18 protein-coding genes are annotated in these 16,122 nt (G+C 60.5%); 7 read left to right on the top strand and 11 right to left on the bottom strand.

What is annotated here, in order from left to right; translation table 11 throughout:
- Positions 1 to 325: 325 nt before the first annotated feature.
- The 8 genes from RRH01S_RS25920 to RRH01S_RS25955 form a co-directional block, all read right to left on the bottom strand.
- The gene (locus RRH01S_RS25920; protein ID WP_007698742.1) at positions 326 to 835 is read right to left on the bottom strand and encodes a Dps family protein; all 510 of its coding nucleotides are present in this window, start codon (positions 833 to 835) and stop codon (positions 326 to 328) included.
- Between the two features lie 287 nt (positions 836 to 1,122).
- Positions 1,123 to 1,872 carry a glucose 1-dehydrogenase gene (locus tag RRH01S_RS25925; protein ID WP_007698743.1) on the bottom strand — a complete coding sequence of 250 codons (750 nt, stop codon included), beginning with the start codon at positions 1,870 to 1,872 and terminating at the stop codon, positions 1,123 to 1,125.
- A 156-nt stretch (positions 1,873 to 2,028) separates the two neighbouring features.
- On the bottom strand, positions 2,029 to 2,322 hold the full coding sequence (locus RRH01S_RS25930) for a winged helix-turn-helix domain-containing protein (protein ID WP_012652991.1): 294 nt from the start codon (positions 2,320 to 2,322) through the stop codon (positions 2,029 to 2,031).
- A 227-nt stretch (positions 2,323 to 2,549) separates the two neighbouring features.
- Positions 2,550 to 3,293 carry a lipid A 1-phosphatase LpxE gene (gene lpxE, locus RRH01S_RS25935; protein WP_007698755.1) on the bottom strand — a complete coding sequence of 248 codons (744 nt, stop codon included), beginning with the start codon at positions 3,291 to 3,293 and terminating at the stop codon, positions 2,550 to 2,552.
- A 202-nt stretch (positions 3,294 to 3,495) separates the two neighbouring features.
- Positions 3,496 to 4,608, bottom strand: coding sequence for a 3-isopropylmalate dehydrogenase (gene leuB, locus RRH01S_RS25940; RefSeq protein WP_042475232.1), 1,113 nt, complete (start codon positions 4,606 to 4,608; stop codon positions 3,496 to 3,498).
- 252 nt (positions 4,609 to 4,860) lie between these two features.
- Positions 4,861 to 5,679: a sugar phosphate isomerase/epimerase family protein gene (locus RRH01S_RS25945; protein ID WP_012652989.1), complete on the bottom strand. Its 819-nt coding sequence runs from the start codon at positions 5,677 to 5,679 to the stop codon at positions 4,861 to 4,863.
- A gap of 191 nt (positions 5,680 to 5,870) precedes the next feature.
- The gene (gene leuD / locus RRH01S_RS25950; RefSeq protein ID WP_007698764.1) at positions 5,871 to 6,479 is read right to left on the bottom strand and encodes a 3-isopropylmalate dehydratase small subunit; all 609 of its coding nucleotides are present in this window, start codon (positions 6,477 to 6,479) and stop codon (positions 5,871 to 5,873) included.
- A gap of 179 nt (positions 6,480 to 6,658) precedes the next feature.
- Positions 6,659 to 6,892 carry a hypothetical protein gene (locus tag RRH01S_RS25955; RefSeq protein ID WP_037219472.1) on the bottom strand — a complete coding sequence of 78 codons (234 nt, stop codon included), beginning with the start codon at positions 6,890 to 6,892 and terminating at the stop codon, positions 6,659 to 6,661.
- A gap of 125 nt (positions 6,893 to 7,017) precedes the next feature.
- On the opposite strand from RRH01S_RS25955, the gene RRH01S_RS25960 reads away from it, so the two are divergent.
- Both RRH01S_RS25960 and RRH01S_RS25965 read left to right on the top strand, forming a co-directional pair.
- Positions 7,018 to 7,932 (top strand): HpcH/HpaI aldolase/citrate lyase family protein, encoded by a 915-nt coding sequence (locus tag RRH01S_RS25960; protein WP_037219336.1) that lies wholly within the window; start codon positions 7,018 to 7,020, stop codon positions 7,930 to 7,932.
- Positions 7,933 to 7,965: 33 nt separating this feature from the next.
- Entirely contained in the window at positions 7,966 to 8,172 is a 207-nt protein-coding gene (locus RRH01S_RS25965; protein ID WP_012652987.1) for a DUF1737 domain-containing protein, read from the top strand.
- Positions 8,173 to 8,196: 24 nt separating this feature from the next.
- Here the strand turns inward: RRH01S_RS25965 and RRH01S_RS25970 are convergent, their stop codons facing one another.
- Positions 8,197 to 8,634, bottom strand: coding sequence for a metallopeptidase family protein (locus RRH01S_RS25970; protein WP_007698770.1), 438 nt, complete (start codon positions 8,632 to 8,634; stop codon positions 8,197 to 8,199).
- Between the two features lie 163 nt (positions 8,635 to 8,797).
- Here RRH01S_RS25970 and RRH01S_RS34915 point away from each other — a divergent pair, with 163 nt between their 5' ends.
- Genes RRH01S_RS34915 through RRH01S_RS25985 form a run of 3 tightly spaced genes read left to right on the top strand, consistent with a single transcriptional unit; the run spans position 8,798 to position 14,611 of the window.
- The gene (locus tag RRH01S_RS34915) at positions 8,798 to 9,748 is read left to right on the top strand and encodes an ImuA family protein (protein WP_042475236.1); all 951 of its coding nucleotides are present in this window, start codon (positions 8,798 to 8,800) and stop codon (positions 9,746 to 9,748) included.
- Between the two features lie 40 nt (positions 9,749 to 9,788).
- On the top strand, positions 9,789 to 11,216 hold the full coding sequence (locus RRH01S_RS25980) for a Y-family DNA polymerase (protein WP_042475428.1): 1,428 nt from the start codon (positions 9,789 to 9,791) through the stop codon (positions 11,214 to 11,216).
- Complete coding sequence (locus tag RRH01S_RS25985) at positions 11,213 to 14,611, top strand: error-prone DNA polymerase (RefSeq protein WP_042475240.1); 3,399 nt, start codon at positions 11,213 to 11,215, stop codon at positions 14,609 to 14,611. The genes RRH01S_RS25980 and RRH01S_RS25985 overlap by 4 nt, the downstream gene beginning before the upstream one ends.
- A 56-nt stretch (positions 14,612 to 14,667) precedes the next feature.
- Here the strand turns inward: RRH01S_RS25985 and RRH01S_RS34920 are convergent, their stop codons facing one another.
- The gene (locus RRH01S_RS34920; RefSeq protein ID WP_229202622.1) at positions 14,668 to 14,916 is read right to left on the bottom strand and encodes a hypothetical protein; all 249 of its coding nucleotides are present in this window, start codon (positions 14,914 to 14,916) and stop codon (positions 14,668 to 14,670) included.
- Here RRH01S_RS34920 and RRH01S_RS33655 point away from each other — a divergent pair.
- Together RRH01S_RS33655 and bfr are read left to right on the top strand one after the other, a co-directional pair.
- Complete coding sequence (locus RRH01S_RS33655; RefSeq protein ID WP_229202621.1) at positions 14,803 to 15,075, top strand: (2Fe-2S)-binding protein; 273 nt, start codon at positions 14,803 to 14,805, stop codon at positions 15,073 to 15,075. The two genes, RRH01S_RS34920 and RRH01S_RS33655, sit on opposite strands and share 114 nt — an antisense overlap.
- Positions 15,041 to 15,526 carry a bacterioferritin gene (bfr, locus tag RRH01S_RS25995; protein ID WP_007698784.1) on the top strand — a complete coding sequence of 162 codons (486 nt, stop codon included), beginning with the start codon at positions 15,041 to 15,043 and terminating at the stop codon, positions 15,524 to 15,526. The genes RRH01S_RS33655 and bfr overlap by 35 nt, the downstream gene beginning before the upstream one ends.
- Positions 15,527 to 15,575: 49 nt before the next feature.
- Here the strand turns inward: bfr and RRH01S_RS26000 are convergent, their stop codons facing one another.
- Positions 15,576 to 16,115, bottom strand: a complete 540-nt coding sequence (locus tag RRH01S_RS26000; protein ID WP_007698787.1) for an RNA pyrophosphohydrolase — start codon at positions 16,113 to 16,115, stop codon at positions 15,576 to 15,578.
- Positions 16,116 to 16,122 lie beyond the last annotated feature (7 nt).

Raw genomic sequence — 16,122 nt, forward strand, 5'->3', positions numbered from 1 at the left:
TCAAGCTCTCTTTCTCTTCTCTCCTCTTTGGCGAGGGGGGAACCACGGTCATAACGACCGGTTCCTGTCCCCAGCCGAGCCGGGGAGAGAGCGGCAGGCCAGAGACGTCAGACGGTTTTCGTCGTCGTTTTGGCCTTGGTTTTGGAAGAAACCGGAAAATAGACATCCCGCCCGGCACATTGCGCCAGGTGAGCGAAGCTATCGATCTGTTCGAAGCGAACCATGGAGGTCTTCCTTTTCCGTCGCCGGTTCTAAGAGGTTTTCCACAGGAGTCAAGGATTTTGCGTTCCCACCCTGGTGGGAACGCGGAAATCGGAGCGAAGTTTCAGCGATTGGTGTTGCGCGTGGATTCGAACAGGAACCAGGTGCGGCGCTCTGTTTCGTCCAGCCAGTTTTCCAGCAGGCTGGCAGTGGCGATATCACCATATTCGTCGCAAACGTCGTGGGTGGCGCGGATTTCGGCTGAAAGCTTGAGATTGTTGTCCGCCAGCTCGGCGAGCATGTCCTGGGCGTCGACATAGTCGGCATCATTGTCGGGGATACGCTGCAGCTTGGCGATCTGGCCGATGGAACGCAGCGTCGTGCCGCCGATCTTGCGCGCGCGCTCGGCAAGTGGATCGGTCATGGCGAAGAGCTGCTCACCCTGTTCGTCCAGCAGCAGGTGGTAGTCGCGGAAATGCGGGCCGCTCATATGCCAATGGAAATTCTTGGTCTTGAGGTAAAGCGCAAAAACATCGGCCAGCAATGCCCTCAACGCTGCGGAAATATCGCGTGTCGCTTCTTCGCTGAGATTGGTGCGGGTACCCAGTTTCGATTTGGTATTGGCGCTGCTCATGATGACGTGCTCCGTTTCGTTGTTCGCAATGGCGGTCGCAGGGAGATGTTAGCGGAGTTCGATGACATTCGCTGTTGCGTGGAATTGCATGGCAGGCGGGACCTGCCGCGAGCATTTCGTAGCAAAACCGGCCGCGATGATCTGCGGAAAACCCGAACGGAATGATAGTATGAAGACGTAGAGGGTTTGGCAATCGCTCTCTAATGTAGCAGGCCTGAGCGGCGTCGCGATATGCGAAACAATGCCGCTCCCCTCGCGAGGAGGAGAGCGGTCTGGTGAATGGGCGGTTACTTCAGGCCACCGCCGGCATAGAGGGTTTCGCCCGTCAGCCAAGCGGAATCCTTCGAGGCGAGGAAGACGGCGATCGGGGCGATGTCCGTCGGCTGGCCGAGGCGGCCGAGCGGCGTTTGCGAAACCAGATGCTTTTCGAAATCACTGCCGATGACGCCGGCCGCATGCACGCCTTCAGTCTCGACGCCGCCGGGCGAGATGGTGTTGACGCGGATGTTGCGAGGCCCAAGTTCCTTGGCGAGGATCTGGGTGATCGAGGTGACGGCCGCCTTGGTCGCCGTATAGACGGCGGCGGTCGGCAGGTTCAGGGTGACGGCATTCGAGGCGATATTGATGACATTGCCGCCTTCTGGGCCGAAATACTTCACCGCTTCCTGCGTCGTCAGCAATGTGCCAAGGACGTTGATGTTGAATTCACGATGGAATTCCTCTTCGGTGATCTCTTCCAGCGTCGCGAACTTGTAGACGCCGGCATTGTTGACGAGGATGTCGACGCCGCCGAACGCCTCCTTGGCCTCGGCGAAAAGCCGCTTCACATCGGCGGATTTTGAAACGTCGCCATGTGCCGCGATCGCCTTGCCGCCCTTGGATTTGATCTCGGCCACGACCCTGTCGGCGCCTTCCCGGCTCGATGCATAATTGACCACGACGGCTGCGCCCGCCTCGCCAAATGCCTTGGCGATACCCGCGCCGATACCCTTCGATGCTCCGGTCACGATCGCGACCTTGCCTTCTAGCTTGCTCATGTCATCTCCTGTCGAGATATTGTTAGATAGTTTTATAATTATCGAACTATTGATGCGAACGAGGCCCTGAAGCGACGGCCGTCATCCTGTCACTTTGATATTTAGATAATCATCTAAGTGATACAAGAGCGGGCGCGCGTGGCAGGCGAAGAATTGTCAGATGTTGGAAAGCTCGGCCATATAGGCGTTGAGCACGTCGCGCCGGAGAAGCAGGCTCGCGAATTTGCCGTCCCGCAGGATTTCGATGAGACCGGCATTCTCGAGTTCCTTGAGGTGATGAGACATCGTGGCGGCGCTGACGGTATGACATTGGTTCAGCACGCTGCAAGGCATGGGATCGGCAGTACCGCCGATCTCCTTCAGGATCTGCACACGACGCGGCTCGGCAAGCGCCCGGGCAATCAGCCCCATCTGCCTCTCGCTCAATCGTGTCTGCCCGGCATCGGTCATCGTCTTTACCACATCGCAAGCGGGAACAATTTCCCGCAGCTTCACCGCTCCAGATATATGAATGTGAGGGATGGTTGGCAACCATTCGGGGTGGGTGGACAGGTCGATGTTCAATTCGCAAATGATTTTTTCGAGAGCTAGGGGCCGACCCTCGTGGTTCGAGGCTTCGCCGCCTTCGCTGATGCTTCGGCATCAAAGCACCTCACCATGAGGGCGGATGGGATCCCCTACTTCCCCTTCAGCAGCGGCAGTCTCGGCACAGGCCAGCCGGCCTCGCCGATGCGGAAGAGCAGGCCGTAGCGGGAATAAACAATCGCCATCATGAAGGAGAACCAGCCGCCGAGTGCCAGGCCGGCGATGACGTCGCTTGGATAATGCGCACCGATCATCACGCGCGTCGCGGCGAGCCAGAGGGCGCAGGCGATGAAGAGGTAGCGATAGCGCGGGAAGAGGAAGGCCAGCGCCACGAAGAAGGCGCCGATGGTGGTCGCATGGCCGGACGGGAAGCTTTCGAAGCCGGCATGGCCATTGAAGGGCGAGAAGCCGAAGGGACCCCAATCCTGGAAATGCGTGGGGCGGGCACGGCCGATGGCGCGTTTCAATAGGTTGGCGAGAATGCCCGAAAGTGCGATCGTCGTCAGCAGATAGCCACCGATCTGGCAGATGCGCAGCGCCTGGCAACGGCAGCGCGCCGATTGCAACAGCCGGCTACCGGCCCAGCCCTCGAAGAACAGGAAGGCGCTGATCAGGATGAGCCAACCGGATTCGCCGAAGTTCGTGAGCATCTTGCCGAAGAAATGAATGGGCGGCGCCATGTTCCTGATATTGGCGCCCACCGGCCAGTCGAAGAGCAGGGCTGAAAGCAGGACGATATTGGCGGTCAGGAACAGGCAGATCTTCCAATGCGACGGCGCAAAGCCATGTCTGCTTCGCCGCCACCGCCTGTCGAGAGACGTCAAGATCGCCTGCATGTTCACCGCCCGTCGCCGACATTTCCACCCCAGTCGACGACTACGCCTAGCAGGTTCCTGCTACAGTTTTTTTACAGATTTGAGACGGTCGGCGAGGCCGCGAAGCCATGATTTGTGTCCGGTGGCGGGATCAACGAAAAAGCCCTCGCTCTGCAAGCAGGAGCGAGGGCTTTTGTGTTTCACGTGAAATATAGCCGGCGATTTATGCCGAAAGGGCCTTGAATTCGGCCAGGATAGCGTCGCCCATTTCGGTGGTGCCGACCTGGCGGCTGCCCGCAGACATGATGTCGCCGGTGCGGATGCCGCTGTCGAGCACGTTGGCGATCGCCTTTTCCAGCGCGTCGGCCTCGGTCACGAGACCGAAGGAGTAGCGCAGGCACATGGCGAAGGAGGCGATCATGGCAATCGGGTTGGCGATGCCCTTGCCGGCGATGTCGGGGGCCGAACCGTGCACCGGCTCGTAGAGCGCCTTGCGCTTGCCGGTCTTGGCGTCGGGGGCGCCGAGCGAGGCCGACGGCAGCATGCCGAGCGAGCCGGTCAGCATGGCGGCGACGTCGGAGAGCATGTCGCCGAAGAGGTTATCGGTGACGATGACGTCGAACTGCTTCGGCTGACGAACGAGCTGCATGCCGCCGGCGTCGGCTAGCATATGTTCGAGCTGGACGTCAGCATATTTTTCCTTGTGTGTCGCGGTGACGACCTGGTTCCAGAGCACGCCGGACTTCATGACGTTGCGCTTTTCCATCGAGCAGACGCGGTTGTTGCGGGTACGCGCCAGTTCGAAGGCGACGCCGGAGATGCGTTCGATTTCGTAGGTATCGTAAACCTGCGTGTCGATGCCGCGCTTCTGGCCGTTGCCGAGGTCGATGATTTCCTTCGGTTCGCCGAAATAGACGCCGCCGGTGAGTTCGCGGACGATCAGGATATCGAGGCCTTCGACCAGCTCCGGCTTCAGCGAAGAGGCCGACGCTAGCGCCGGGTAGCAGATGGCCGGGCGCAGGTTGGCGAAAAGCTGAAGATCCTTGCGCAGGCGCAGCAGGCCGGCTTCGGGGCGCACTTCGTAAGGCACATCATCCCACTTCGGACCACCGACGGCGCCGAAGAGAACGGCATCGGCGGCCATCGCCTTGGCCATATCGGCATCGGAGATTGCCGCGCCGTGCGCGTCATAGGCGCTGCCGCCGACCAGACCCTCGTCGGTAACGAAACCGGCGCCCTTCGCCTTGTTCATATAGGCGATGATCTTGCGGACTTCGCCCATGGCTTCAGGGCCGATGCCGTCACCCGGCAGAAGGAAGAGATTGCGCACTGTCATGGGAAGAGCCTCCGCAAAAGAAACAAGTTGCGGGTTCTTAGACCTGCAAATGCGGCTTTTCAAGCGAGGAAGGGCGAGAAACGGTACGGTTTTGCGGCTTTTGCGGCCAATCACCCGCCCTCACCCTTCGAGGGCCCTGCGGGCCACCTCAGGGTGAGGGCTAATCTTTTGTGCTTGGCTGAAAAGGTCGCTCCACCCTCATCCTGAGGTGCGGAGCCTCGAAGGACAAGGGTGGCCCCGACTCACTGCCTCTTACTCAGCCAGCCCCAGTGAGGCCAGATAAGCGGCCGATGCCGGGATCTTCGACTTGTCCTTGATCTCGATGATCAGGCGCGGATTGCTGTCGAGCTTGGCAAGGGCGGCAAAGACGGCGCGCCAGTGGATGTTGCCTTCGCCGAGGCTCCAATGGCGGTCGGCATAGCCGTCGGCGTCCTGCAGGTGGATGTGCTGCAGGCGGTTGCCGGCGGCGTGGACGTAGTAGTCGACTGGCGGCGCGCCGGTGTAGCCATGGGCATAATGGGCATGGCCGGTGTCGATCGACACGGCAACAGCCGGCGAATTGAAGCTGTCGGCGAGGCCGACGCGGATATGCGGATCCTTGTCCTCGATGTTCTCGATGACCATGGTCAGCCCGATGTCTTCGGCGCGCTTGACGGCGTCCTTCAGCGTCAGGTGCGTATGTTCGATGATCTTTTCGCGTTCGCCCTTGTTGTTGTCCAGGTTGTTGTAGGACCAGGACGTATAGGGGCTATGGATGACCATCTGCGTCGCGCCGATATTGGCGCAGACGTCCAGCGCCTGCAGGAGGCGCTTGGAAACCACGGCGCGGATATCGGGATCCTGCGAGGCGATGATGAAGCCCCAGAACGGGCCGTGGATGCCGAGACGGCCCTGATGGCCGTCGAGCAGTTTTCTGGCACGCTCGGCAAGCGGCGCCCAGTCGCCATTCAGGATTTCGGCGTCAACGAAACTCTGCAGTTCCAGGTCGCGCGGCTTTTCGAGCAGCCAGCCGCGATGGGTTTCGACGTCGGTGAGCGTCATGGCGGCGCCGACAATGGGAAGGGAGGTCATGGAATGCTCCAGTAGGGGGAGAAAATCGGGGACGGGAGCGGCCTCTGGGCGCTCCGCAGAGGCTGTATGAACCCGCTTCTTGTCGGGCATATTACAGCCGACCGGATCTCATGACCTTTATACGCCGCGGCATAAGAAAAAGCCGGGCTTTTCAGCCCGGCTTCGACACGCAAATATTATGATGAAATCGATCAGGCAGCCCAGGGATGAGCGGCGGCGTTCGACTTTTCGAACTTGTCGATCGCGGATGCCTTTTCCAGCGTCAGGCCGATATCGTCGAGGCCGTTCAGCAGGCAGTGGCGCTTGAATTCGTCGAGTTCGAACTTCAGCGAGCCGCCGTCCGGGCCAGTGATCTCGAGGTTTTCCAGGTCGATCGTCAGGATGGCGTTGGAGCCGCGCGAGGCGTCGTCCATCAGCTTGTCGAGATCTTCCTGGCTGACCTTGATCGGCAGGATGCCGTTCTTGAAGCAGTTGTTGTAGAAGATATCGGCGAAGCTGGTCGAGATGACGCAGCGGATACCGAAGTCGAGCAGCGCCCAGGGAGCATGTTCGCGCGAGGAACCGCAGCCGAAATTATCGCCGGCGACGAGGATCTTGGCGTTCTGATAGGCCGGCTTGTTGAGCACGAAATCCTGGTTCGGCGATCCGTCTTCATTGTAACGGGCTTCGGCGAACAATCCCGTTCCGAGACCGGTGCGCTTGATGGTCTTCAGATAATCCTTGGGGATGATCATGTCGGTGTCGACATTGACGACCGGGAGGGGTGCTGCGACACCGGTCAACTTCACGAACTTGTCCATAGGTCCTGCCTTCAATTTTCGTCTATGCACGAATTATCCTGCCAATAGCGCAAATCCGGCCCAAAATGAAGGGGAATCTTGGAAATGCTCCGCAGGTGGGCGCATCCGTCGCGGTGCTGCAATTTGGGAATTGCGCGCACAAGCGCCTCGGGCGCGGCAAGACGCCGCCCTGCCCGATATCAGAGATCGATGATCGTGCCGCGACCGTCGTTCCAGACGCGCATCTCGCGCTGACCGTTGTTCGCCCTGGCGCGCACCGGAACCGGCTTCATCCGCAGCGAAATCGCGCGGCCCACCATAAGCGCGGTGAGGATGCCGCCGACGGCGAGCGTCAGCGAAACGGTAAACAACGCCATCGCCGCAAACACGGTGATGCCGGCAAGCGCGATAAACAAGGAACGGATGTTTTTCATGGTCGAGACCTCTCTACTCATGGAAATGTGGTCCTCTCTTCTCCCATCTGCAAGAGGAGCGTGGCTTTTTGTTGTCGCGCCATTGTCATCTTGCCTAGAGATTGAAAGCGCGGCAAAACTGGAGGATGAGTAGAGCTGCCCCTCCCCGTTCCGTCTGCCTGCGCCGTTCGGTGCTGAGTGTACCCGCGATCAACCTTCGCGCGCTTGAAAAGATCGTCAGCCTCGATTGCGATGCGATCATCTTCGATCTCGAGGATTCCGTGGCGCCGGAGAAGAAAGCGGAGGCGCGGGAGAATTTGAAGGTCTTTTTTGCCGGCCCGCCGCCTGTCGGCAAGGAGCGGATCATCCGCATCAATACGCTGTCATCCGGTTTTGGCGCCGACGACCTGGAGCTGGTGCTGGCACTCGAACCCGATGCGGTACTTCTGCCCAAGGTCGACGGACCGCAGGATGTGACTGTCGTCAGCGACAGGCTTGCCGAGGCGGATGCGCCGGAGAGCCTGCGCATCTGGGCGATGATCGAGACGCCGCGCGGCATTCTGAATGCGGCCGCCATTGCCGAGGCCGGGCGTACCCCGGGAAGCCGGCTCGATTGCTTCGTCGTCGGCCTTAACGACCTGCGCAAGGAGACCGGCGTGCTGCCGCAGGCGGGTCGCACCTATCTCGCGCCCTGGCTGATGCAGGTGATTTTGGCCGTCAGTGCCTACGGGCTCGATGCCATCGACAGCGTCTTCAACGATTTCAAGGATATGCAGGCGCTGGACGCCGAATGCGACGAAGGTCGCGCCATGGGCTTTGCTGGCAAGATGCTGATCCACCCGAACCAGATCGAGGCCGCTAATCGGCATTTCGGGCCGGACGAGACGGCGATTGCCGAGGCGGAGGCGATCATCGCCGCCTTTTCCGATCCCGCCGCCGCGAGCCTTAATGTCGTCAATCTCGGCGGCCGCATGGTCGAGCGGCTGCATCTTGTCCAGGCGGAGAGACTGGTTCATAAAGCTCGCCTGATTGCAAAACGCCATCGCCCTTCGGCAAGTTGAGGGTGAGGCCGAGATGTTACGAAAGACGCTTCGATGAAACTCTATCGCTTCCTCACCGGACCGGATGACGCTTCCTTCTGCCACAAGGTGACCGCCGCGCTGAACAAGGGCTGGGATCTCTCGGGCTCGCCGACCTATAGCTTCAACGCCGCGACCGGCGTGATGCAGTGCGGCCAGGCGGTCGTCAAGGAAGTTGTCGGCAAGGATTATGATCCTGAGATCAAGCTTTCCGAGCAATAGGCGTGCAGCAATAGGACTGCTCTTCTAGCGATCCGTCGCTTCTTCCGCGCTTTCCTCGATGCGCTCCATGTCCTCGTCGCTCAGGCCGAAATGATGGCCGATCTCGTGGATCAGGACATGGGTGATGATGTCGCCGAGGGTTTCCTCGTTTTCCGCCCAGTAATCGATGATCGGCCGGCGATAGAGGCGGATCTTGTTCGGCATTTCTCCGGTCTGGGCGGTGAAGCGCTCGGATATGCCGCGACCTTCGAACAGGCCGAGCAGATCGAAGGGCGTTTCCAGCGCCATGTCCTCGAACACGTCGTCGTCTGGAAAATCCTCGATCACAATGATGAGATTGCCGGTGAGCGAACGGAATTCGTCCGGTAGGTGGCTATAAGCCTCCGTGGCCAGTGATTCAAACGTGCTGATTGAGGGTGCGTGGCGGTCCCGCCAATCCTCGCTCTGGTCAATGCGGGCCATGAATGCTTCCTTCCGTAGCTGGTCATATAGAGCCTTTGCTCGGCTTTTTCGAGAGCCGATTGTGGCAGAGGAATATTTTCTCATAGAATCATGTTGACTCTTTCCTCGACCTCTGGAATCCATAAGAACATAACAGGAACATAATTGATCTGGAGCTAACGTCATGGCCGAGACCGCCGTGGCGCGGGAAACGCTTTTTGCCCTGCGTGAAACCATCGCCCGACTGGAAGGCAGGCCGATACCGGCGCTGTCAGCGGCTGCGCATGAGACGCAGGCGATGGAACCTGATGCCAGTCAGGCGGATGCTGCCCAGTCGCTGCTTGCCATCGGGGTTGTCGATCTCGATGAGGCGATGCAGGGCGGTGTGCCGCTCGATGCACTGACGGAAATCCGTTCGCTGGCCTTGCGTCATGCGGGTGCGGCCAGCGCTTTCACGTTTGCTCTTGCCGCGCGGCTTGGGGCGCAAGCCGCCGGCAAGACCGCGGCTGTGGCGCCGGTTCTATGGATCGGTGACACGGTCGCGGCGATGGAGGCGGGCCTGCCCTACCCCATCGGCATCAGGGATTTCGGATTGGAACCGTCCGCTTTCCTGCAGGCCTCGCCGCGCAAGCTGGAAGAGGCGTTGTGGCTGGCGGAGACGGCACTCGCAAGTGCTGCCTTTGCGGTCGTCATCCTGGAAGTGCGCGGCAATCCGGCCCGTTTCGGTCTGACCGAAAGCCGGCGGCTCGCGCTTCGGGCCAAGGCGGCGGGACGGCCTTTGTTCTTATTGCGGCAGGGGGGCGAGGAGGAGGCAAGCAGCGCCCTCTTCCGCCTCTGCGTCGAACCCGCGCCGGCTTTGGCGCGGCTTCTACCGGACGGATCGATGCTTGGCGGTAGCATCGGTCATCCGGCCTTTCATCTCACCCTGGAAAAGAGCCGTAACCCGGCGCCTTTTTCCATAACCCTGGAATGGAATGCCCATGACCGCCAGTTTTCCCCTGTCCCCGACGCTCAGCGTCCTGCCTTTCCCGACGAATACGCAGCGCATTCTGGCGCTGACCTTCCCGCATCTGCCGACCGACCGGATCGCCCGCAAGCGCTGGGGCCTGTCCTGGCGTACAGATGGCCGGCTTGAAGCGCCGCCGCTCGCCTGCGCCGGCAAACTCAGCAATGCCATGCGGCTCACCGCGCTCAACGAAAAGGCGGAGATCATCGGGCTGAAGCTCGGCCTGGGTGTTGCCGAGGCGAAGGCAATCTGTCCCGCTCTCGACGTCATCGAAGAGGATCCGGCGGCAGACCGCAAGCTGCTGGAGGCGATCGCCGACTGGTGCGATCGTTATACGCCGCTGGTGGCGATCGACGGCAAGGACGGGCTTTTTCTCGACATTACTGGCTGCGCCCATCTTTTCGGCGGCGAAGAGGCACTGCTCGAGGATATATTGATCCGCATTTCCGGGCTGGGTCTCGACGTTCGTGGCGCCATCTCCTCGGCGCCGGGCCTGTCCTGGGCGGTTGCCCGCTTTGACGACAGCCGCGTCGTCCCGCCGGACGCCATGGAAGAGGCGCTGGCGCCGTTGCCGGTCGCATCGCTGAGGCTCGGCGAGGAAACCGTCGCCGCATTGCAGAAGCTGGGGTTGAAGCAGGTGGGCGATCTTCTTGTCGCGCCGCGGGCGCCACTCACCCGCCGTTTTGGCGCGCAGCTGCTTCTGCGGCTCGATCAGGCCATTGGCCTGACTGAGGAACCGATCTCGCCGCGCCGGCCGGTCGCGCAATTGTCAGCCGAGCGGCGGCTTGCTGAGCCGGTGCAGGCCGAGGCTGATATCCTGCAATTGGCCCGCGAGCTTGCCGAAACCCTGAAGCCGGGGCTGGAAGCGCGCGGTGTCGGCGGCCGCTTGTTCGAACTCTTGCTGTTTAGGGTCGACGGCGCGGTGTTCCGCATTGCTGCCGGCGCGTCGCAGCCGTTGCGCGAGCCGAGGCGGATCGCCGGCCTGTTCACCGAGCGCTTTACCGCCATTCATGACGATCTCGATGTCGGATACGGCTTCGAGATCGTCCGCCTGAACGTCCTGCAGCATGCGCCTTTCGACGCGATGCAGGGCGATTTCGTCGAGGAGGACCGGCAGGGCACGTCGCTTGCCGCCTTCGCCGACCGGGTTGCGGCGCGGCTGGGGCCGGATTGCCTGCAGGGTTTCGAGTTGCGGCAAAGCCATATTCCCGAGCGAGCCGCCCGGCCGGTGCCGGCTATGGACATCCTCGCTACTCGCAGGCGGACGGGCAGCGAAGATGCCGGTCACGGCTTTTTCCGGGGCGAACGACCGCTCCGGCTGTTTCGCACGCCGGAGCCGATCGAGGCCTTTGCCGCCGAGGTGCCTGATGGCCCACCCCGGCAGTTCCGTTGGCGGCGGATGATGCATCGGGTCTTGCGGGCCGAAGGGCCGGAGCGGCTGGCGGCGGAATGGTGGATCGAGGAAGCGGAAGACGTCCCCGAGCGTGATTATTTCCGCATTGAGGACGAGGACGGTCATCGCTACTGGCTGTTTCGCAAGGGGCTCTATGGGCAGGATGCTGCGCCGGGCTGGTATATGCATGGGGTTTTCGCGTGAGCGGCCATCCGTCCTTTTCCGGGTCGGCCCCTTTTTTCGAGATCGGAGCACGGTCGAACTTCTCCTTTCTCGAAGGTGCCTCGCATCCGGAAGAGATGGTGCTGGGCGCGAAGATCGCCGGCCTTGCCGGCCTTGGCCTTGCCGATCGCAACAGCGTCGCCGGCGTGGTCAAGGCGCATGTCATTGCCAAGCAGCATGGCTATCGCTTTCAGCCCGGCGCCCGCCTCGTCTTTTCGGACGGCACACCCGACATTCTCGCTTTCCCACAGAACCGCCAGGGTTGGGCGCATCTCTGCCGGTTGCTGAGTGCCGGCAATCTGCGTGGCGAAAAAGGCGTTTGCATCCTGAACGAAAGCAACCTGCTGGAATGGGGCGACGAGATGATGCTGGCGCTCGTTCCAGATGCGGCGAACGTGGAGACACCGGAAGGACAGGCAAAGCTGGAGGAATGTCTTGCGCGGCTTTGGATGCGCTTCGGCAGGAAGCTTCATATGGTCTTGTCGCCTGCATATGACGGGCGGGATCGACTGGTTTTTGCGACCCTTTCTATCCTGGCGCTTCGAAACGGCGTGCGGCTGATCGCGAGCAACGAGCCGCTTTATCACGCAACCGAACGCAAGCCGCTTGCCGATATCGTCGTTTCGATCCGCGAACATGTGCCGATCGCTGAAGCCGGTTTCAAACTCGCGGCCAATGCCGAGCGCTATCTGAAGGGTGGGGCCGAGATGGCGCGTCTTTTCAGGGACTATCCGAAGGCCATTGCCAATACGCAGAAATTCTTCAATCGGCTGTCTTTTTCGCTGGATGAGCTGAAGCACAATTATCCCGACGAAAGCGTTCCGGGCGAGACCGTATCGGAAACGCTGGAGCGGCTGGCGCGGGAAGGCGCGAAACGGCGTTATCCCGATAAGATTCCCGAAAAGGTCGCCAAGCAGATCGATTATGAGCTCGCGCTCATCCGCGAGCGGCAATACGAGCCTTATTTCCTGACGGTGCATCGCATCATGGAATATGCCCGTAGTCGGAATATTCTCTGTCAGGGTCGTGGGTCCGCCGCCAATTCCACAGTCTGCTATTGCCTTGGGATTACCGAGGTCAATCCGGAGATCACAACACTCTTGTTCGAGCGCTTTATCTCGACGGAACGCGAGGAACCGCCGGATATCGACGTCGATTTCGAACACGAGAAGCGCGATCAGGTCATCCAGTTCATCTATGACCATTATTCCAAGGAGCATGCCGGACTGACGGCGGCGGTCACCAGCTATCGGGCGCGTTCGGCCGGCCGCGAAGTGGCGAAGGCCTTCGGCCTGTCGGAGGATGTGCAGTCGGCCTTGGCGAGCGGCGTCTGGGGCTGGTCGACGGAAGAGCTGTCCGAGCGCGAGGCACGGCTGGCGGGCCTCGATCTCAAGGACAAGACGACGAAGCGCGTGCTCTCCTATGCCTCGACGCTGATGGGGTTTCCGCGCCATCTGACCCAGCATGTCGGCGGTTTCGTCATCACCCGGGACCGGCTGGATGAAGTCGTGCCGATTATGCATACGGCGATGAAAGATCGCTATATGATCGAGTGGAACAAAGACGATCTCGACAGTCTCAATATCTTGAAAATCGACGTTCTGGCGCTGGGTATGCTCACCTGCCTTGCCAAGGCTTTCGATCTCCTTCTGCTACATTATGATGTAAAGAAGCAGCTTGCCGATCTTGGGAGTGGCGAATATCCCGACCGCATACCCGTCTATAACATGATCTGTCGCGCCGACACTATCGGCGTCTTCCAGATCGAAAGCCGGGCGCAGATGAGCATGTTGCCGCGTCTCCAGCCCCGCAAATTTTACGATCTGGTCATCGAGGTGGCGATCGTTCGGCCTGGGCCGATCCAGGGCAATATGGTGCATCCCTATCTCAAGCGACGGGAGGCTGATCGGGCGGGAAAGGATCTCGACTATCCGAGCCCTGAGCTGAAGGAGGTTCTGAAGCGAACGCTGGGCGTCCCCTTGTTTCAGGAGCAGGCCATGCAGATCGCCATTACGGCCGCAGGTTTTACGCCTGCCGAGGCCGACAAGCTGCGCCGAGCGATGGCGACGTTCAAGCGAACCGGTACTATCCATACCTTCGAGAAGAAGATGGTCGAAGGCATGGTTGCTCGCAACTATGACCGTGAATTCGCCAAGAATTGCTTCGAGCAGATCAAGGGCTTCGGCGAATATGGCTTTCCGGAAAGCCACGCGGCTTCCTTCGCCCTCCTCGTTTATGCGTCTTCCTGGATCAAGACCTATTATCCCGATGTCTTCTGCGCAGCGATGTTGAATTCGCAGCCGATGGGCTTCTATGCGCCGGCGCAGCTCGTACGCGATGCGCGAGAACATGGCGTCGAGGTGCGGCCGGTGGATATCAACCGGTCGGAATGGGATTCGCTTTTGGAGGAGGCGCGTTTCGACAGGAATGCGATCGAGCCCCGTCATGCGTCGATGCGGGAAGTGATCCGAACGAACCGAGCCGTCCGTCTCGGCTTCCGGCAGGTCAAAGGGCTATCGGAAACCGATATGGGTGAACTCGTTGCCCGTCGCGGCTCTGGCTATGCCTCCGTGCGCGATCTCTGGCTGCGCTCCGGCCTTGCCAAGTCCGCCATCGAGCGGCTTGCCGATGCCGATGCCTTCCGGTCGATCGGGCTTGAGCGCCGCGAGGCGCTGTGGGCCGTCAGGGCGCTGGATGCGCAAAGTGCCGCCGAAAAGCTTCCCCTTTTCGATCTAGCCGATCGCGCCGACCTGCAGGTCGAGGCAGATGTTTCGCTGCCGGAGATGCTGCCCGGCGAGCAGGTGATCGAGGATTATCGCTATCTCTCGCTGTCTCTGAAGGCACATCCGGTTTCTTTCCTACGCGCGGATTTCGCCCGCATGGGCATCGTACAGACCCGGGATCTGCCCACTATCGCCAATGGGCGCATGGTGACGGTGGCGGGACTGGTGCTGGTGCGCCAGCGGCCGGGCTCGGCGAATGGGGTGATCTTCATGACCCTCGAGGACGAGACCGGCGTTGCCAATGCGATCGTCTGGCCGAAGATGTTCGAGAAATACCGCGCCATCGTCATGGGTGCCCGGCTGGTCAAGATCCGTGGCCGCCTGCAGAGTGAGAGCGGTGTCATCCATGTGGTGGTCGATTATATCGAGGACATGACCCCGGCGCTCGGCATTCTGCAGCGCGAAGCCCGGCGTTTCGGCGTCAGTGACCGGGCGGACGAGGCCCTGCGTCCAACCATGGATCATCGGCAGAGGAAACGACTTGTGGAGGATGGCCGGTCGGCGCAAAGCCTGGCTGGCGAGATCGCGACGGATGGCCGCGGCGATATTGCCGGGACGGCCAGAGTCATGCCGCGAGGCCGCAATTTTCATTGAAGTCTGGGGAAAAGCGGGATGTCGCTACCCTCGTAGGGCGATATCCCGAGCTTTGCCTAACGAAAAATGAATCGATTCTTTACTTGACAAGAACCCTCTTCTTTCGCAGATAACAGGATAGCAAATGTCATGTTTGACGGACTGAGCGAAGAATGCTGGTTTGTAGCTGTAATTATATCACCGACAAGGAAATCCGGGACGTCATCAACGAGTTCCTGGATGAGGACTGTTGGCAGCTCATCGTCCCCGCCAAGGTGTATCACGCCATGTCGAAGCGCGGCCGTTGCTGCGGTTGTTTCCCGAATGTCGTTGATATCATTATACAGACAACCGAAGACTATCATGCCCGTCGCCACTCGACGGAAGCCGAAATATTTGATTTCATGTCCCGCCTGAAAAAATTCCATGAAGAAAACAGGAGAGCGGACATTGAAAGGCGACAAAAAAGTCATCGAGCGGCTTAACGAGGCTCTGTTCCTCGAGCTCGGCGCAGTCAACCAATATTGGGTTCATTACCGGCTTCTCGAAGATTGGGGCTACACCAAGCTTGCCAAGAAGGAGCGTGCGGAATCCATCGAGGAGATGCAGCACGCCGACCGTCTCGTCGCCCGAATCATCTTCCTAGAAGGACATCCGAACCTGCAGACGCTGGCACCGCTGCGTATCGGCCAGAATGTCAAGGAAGTGCTGGAAGCGGATCTTGCCGGCGAATACGACGCCCGCACCGCCTACAAGAAGTCGCGCGACATCTGTCATGACGCCGGCGACTATGTGTCGATGAAGCTGTTCGAACAGCTGCTGATCGATGAGGAAGGCCATATCGACTTCCTGGAAACCCAGCTCGAACTGCTCGGTAAGATCGGCGAGGCCAAATACGGCCAGCTCAACGCCGATTCGGCCGATACCGCCGAATAATCGCATTCGGATCCGGCCGCTTTTCGAGGCGGCCGGATCCCAGCTTGCGTCAGTCTTCGGCCTTCAGGCCTGCCAGGTGCTGGAATTCAGCCACCACTTGGTCGTAGACCGGGCGCTTGAAGGCGACGATCAGGCCGGGCAACTCCGCCATCGGCTTCCATTCCCAGGCGTCGAATTCCGGCTCGTGGCCGCCGGGCGGCGGGTTAATGGCGATTTCGCTCTCGTCGCCATCGAAGCGGAAGGCGAACCAGCGTTGGGTCTGGCCGCGGAATTTCCCCTTGAGGCCGATACCAATCAGTTGCGGCGGCAGATCGTAGTTGATCCAGTCTTTTGCCTCGGCAAGCAGCGTCACCGTCTTCATGCCGGTCTCTTCATAGAGCTCGCGATAGGCTGCCTCCAGCGGATCCTCGCCGGCGTCGATGCCGCCCTGCGGCATCTGCCAGAGCTGCGGTGAGCCGTCATATTCGGAATTGCCGATCGGAATGCGCTTGCCGGCCCAGACCAGCCCCTCGCGGTTCAGCACCATGATGCCGACGCAGGGGCGATAGGGCAGGTCTTCGGCTTTGATGGGTGAGTTGGTTTTGCTCATCTTGTCC

Origin of the sequence: Rhizobium rhizogenes NBRC 13257 (assembly GCF_000696095.1) — a bacterium.
GTDB classification, from domain to species: Bacteria; Pseudomonadota; Alphaproteobacteria; order Rhizobiales; family Rhizobiaceae; genus Rhizobium; species Rhizobium rhizogenes.

Bases quoted from the DNA above. Each gene is read 5' to 3' on its own strand.
- RRH01S_RS25920 (WP_007698742.1), bottom strand. From the start codon at position 835: ATGAGCAGCGCCAATACCAAATCGAAACTGGGTACCCGCACCAATCTC.
- RRH01S_RS25925 (WP_007698743.1), bottom strand. From the start codon at position 1,872: ATGAGCAAGCTAGAAGGCAAGGTCGCGATCGTGACCGGAGCATCGAAG.
- RRH01S_RS25930 (WP_012652991.1), bottom strand. From the start codon at position 2,322: ATGACCGATGCCGGGCAGACACGATTGAGCGAGAGGCAGATGGGGCTG.
- lpxE (WP_007698755.1), bottom strand. From the start codon at position 3,293: ATGCAGGCGATCTTGACGTCTCTCGACAGGCGGTGGCGGCGAAGCAGA.
- leuB (WP_042475232.1), bottom strand. From the start codon at position 4,608: ATGACAGTGCGCAATCTCTTCCTTCTGCCGGGTGACGGCATCGGCCCT.
- RRH01S_RS25945 (WP_012652989.1), bottom strand. From the start codon at position 5,679: ATGACCTCCCTTCCCATTGTCGGCGCCGCCATGACGCTCACCGACGTC.
- leuD (WP_007698764.1), bottom strand. From the start codon at position 6,479: ATGGACAAGTTCGTGAAGTTGACCGGTGTCGCAGCACCCCTCCCGGTC.
- RRH01S_RS25955 (WP_037219472.1), bottom strand. From the start codon at position 6,892: ATGAAAAACATCCGTTCCTTGTTTATCGCGCTTGCCGGCATCACCGTG.
- RRH01S_RS25960 (WP_037219336.1), top strand. From the start codon at position 7,018: ATGAGTAGAGCTGCCCCTCCCCGTTCCGTCTGCCTGCGCCGTTCGGTG.
- RRH01S_RS25965 (WP_012652987.1), top strand. From the start codon at position 7,966: ATGAAACTCTATCGCTTCCTCACCGGACCGGATGACGCTTCCTTCTGC.
- RRH01S_RS25970 (WP_007698770.1), bottom strand. From the start codon at position 8,634: ATGGCCCGCATTGACCAGAGCGAGGATTGGCGGGACCGCCACGCACCC.
- RRH01S_RS34915 (WP_042475236.1), top strand. From the start codon at position 8,798: ATGGCCGAGACCGCCGTGGCGCGGGAAACGCTTTTTGCCCTGCGTGAA.
- RRH01S_RS25980 (WP_042475428.1), top strand. From the start codon at position 9,789: ATGCGGCTCACCGCGCTCAACGAAAAGGCGGAGATCATCGGGCTGAAG.
- RRH01S_RS26000 (WP_007698787.1), bottom strand. From the start codon at position 16,115: ATGAGCAAAACCAACTCACCCATCAAAGCCGAAGACCTGCCCTATCGC.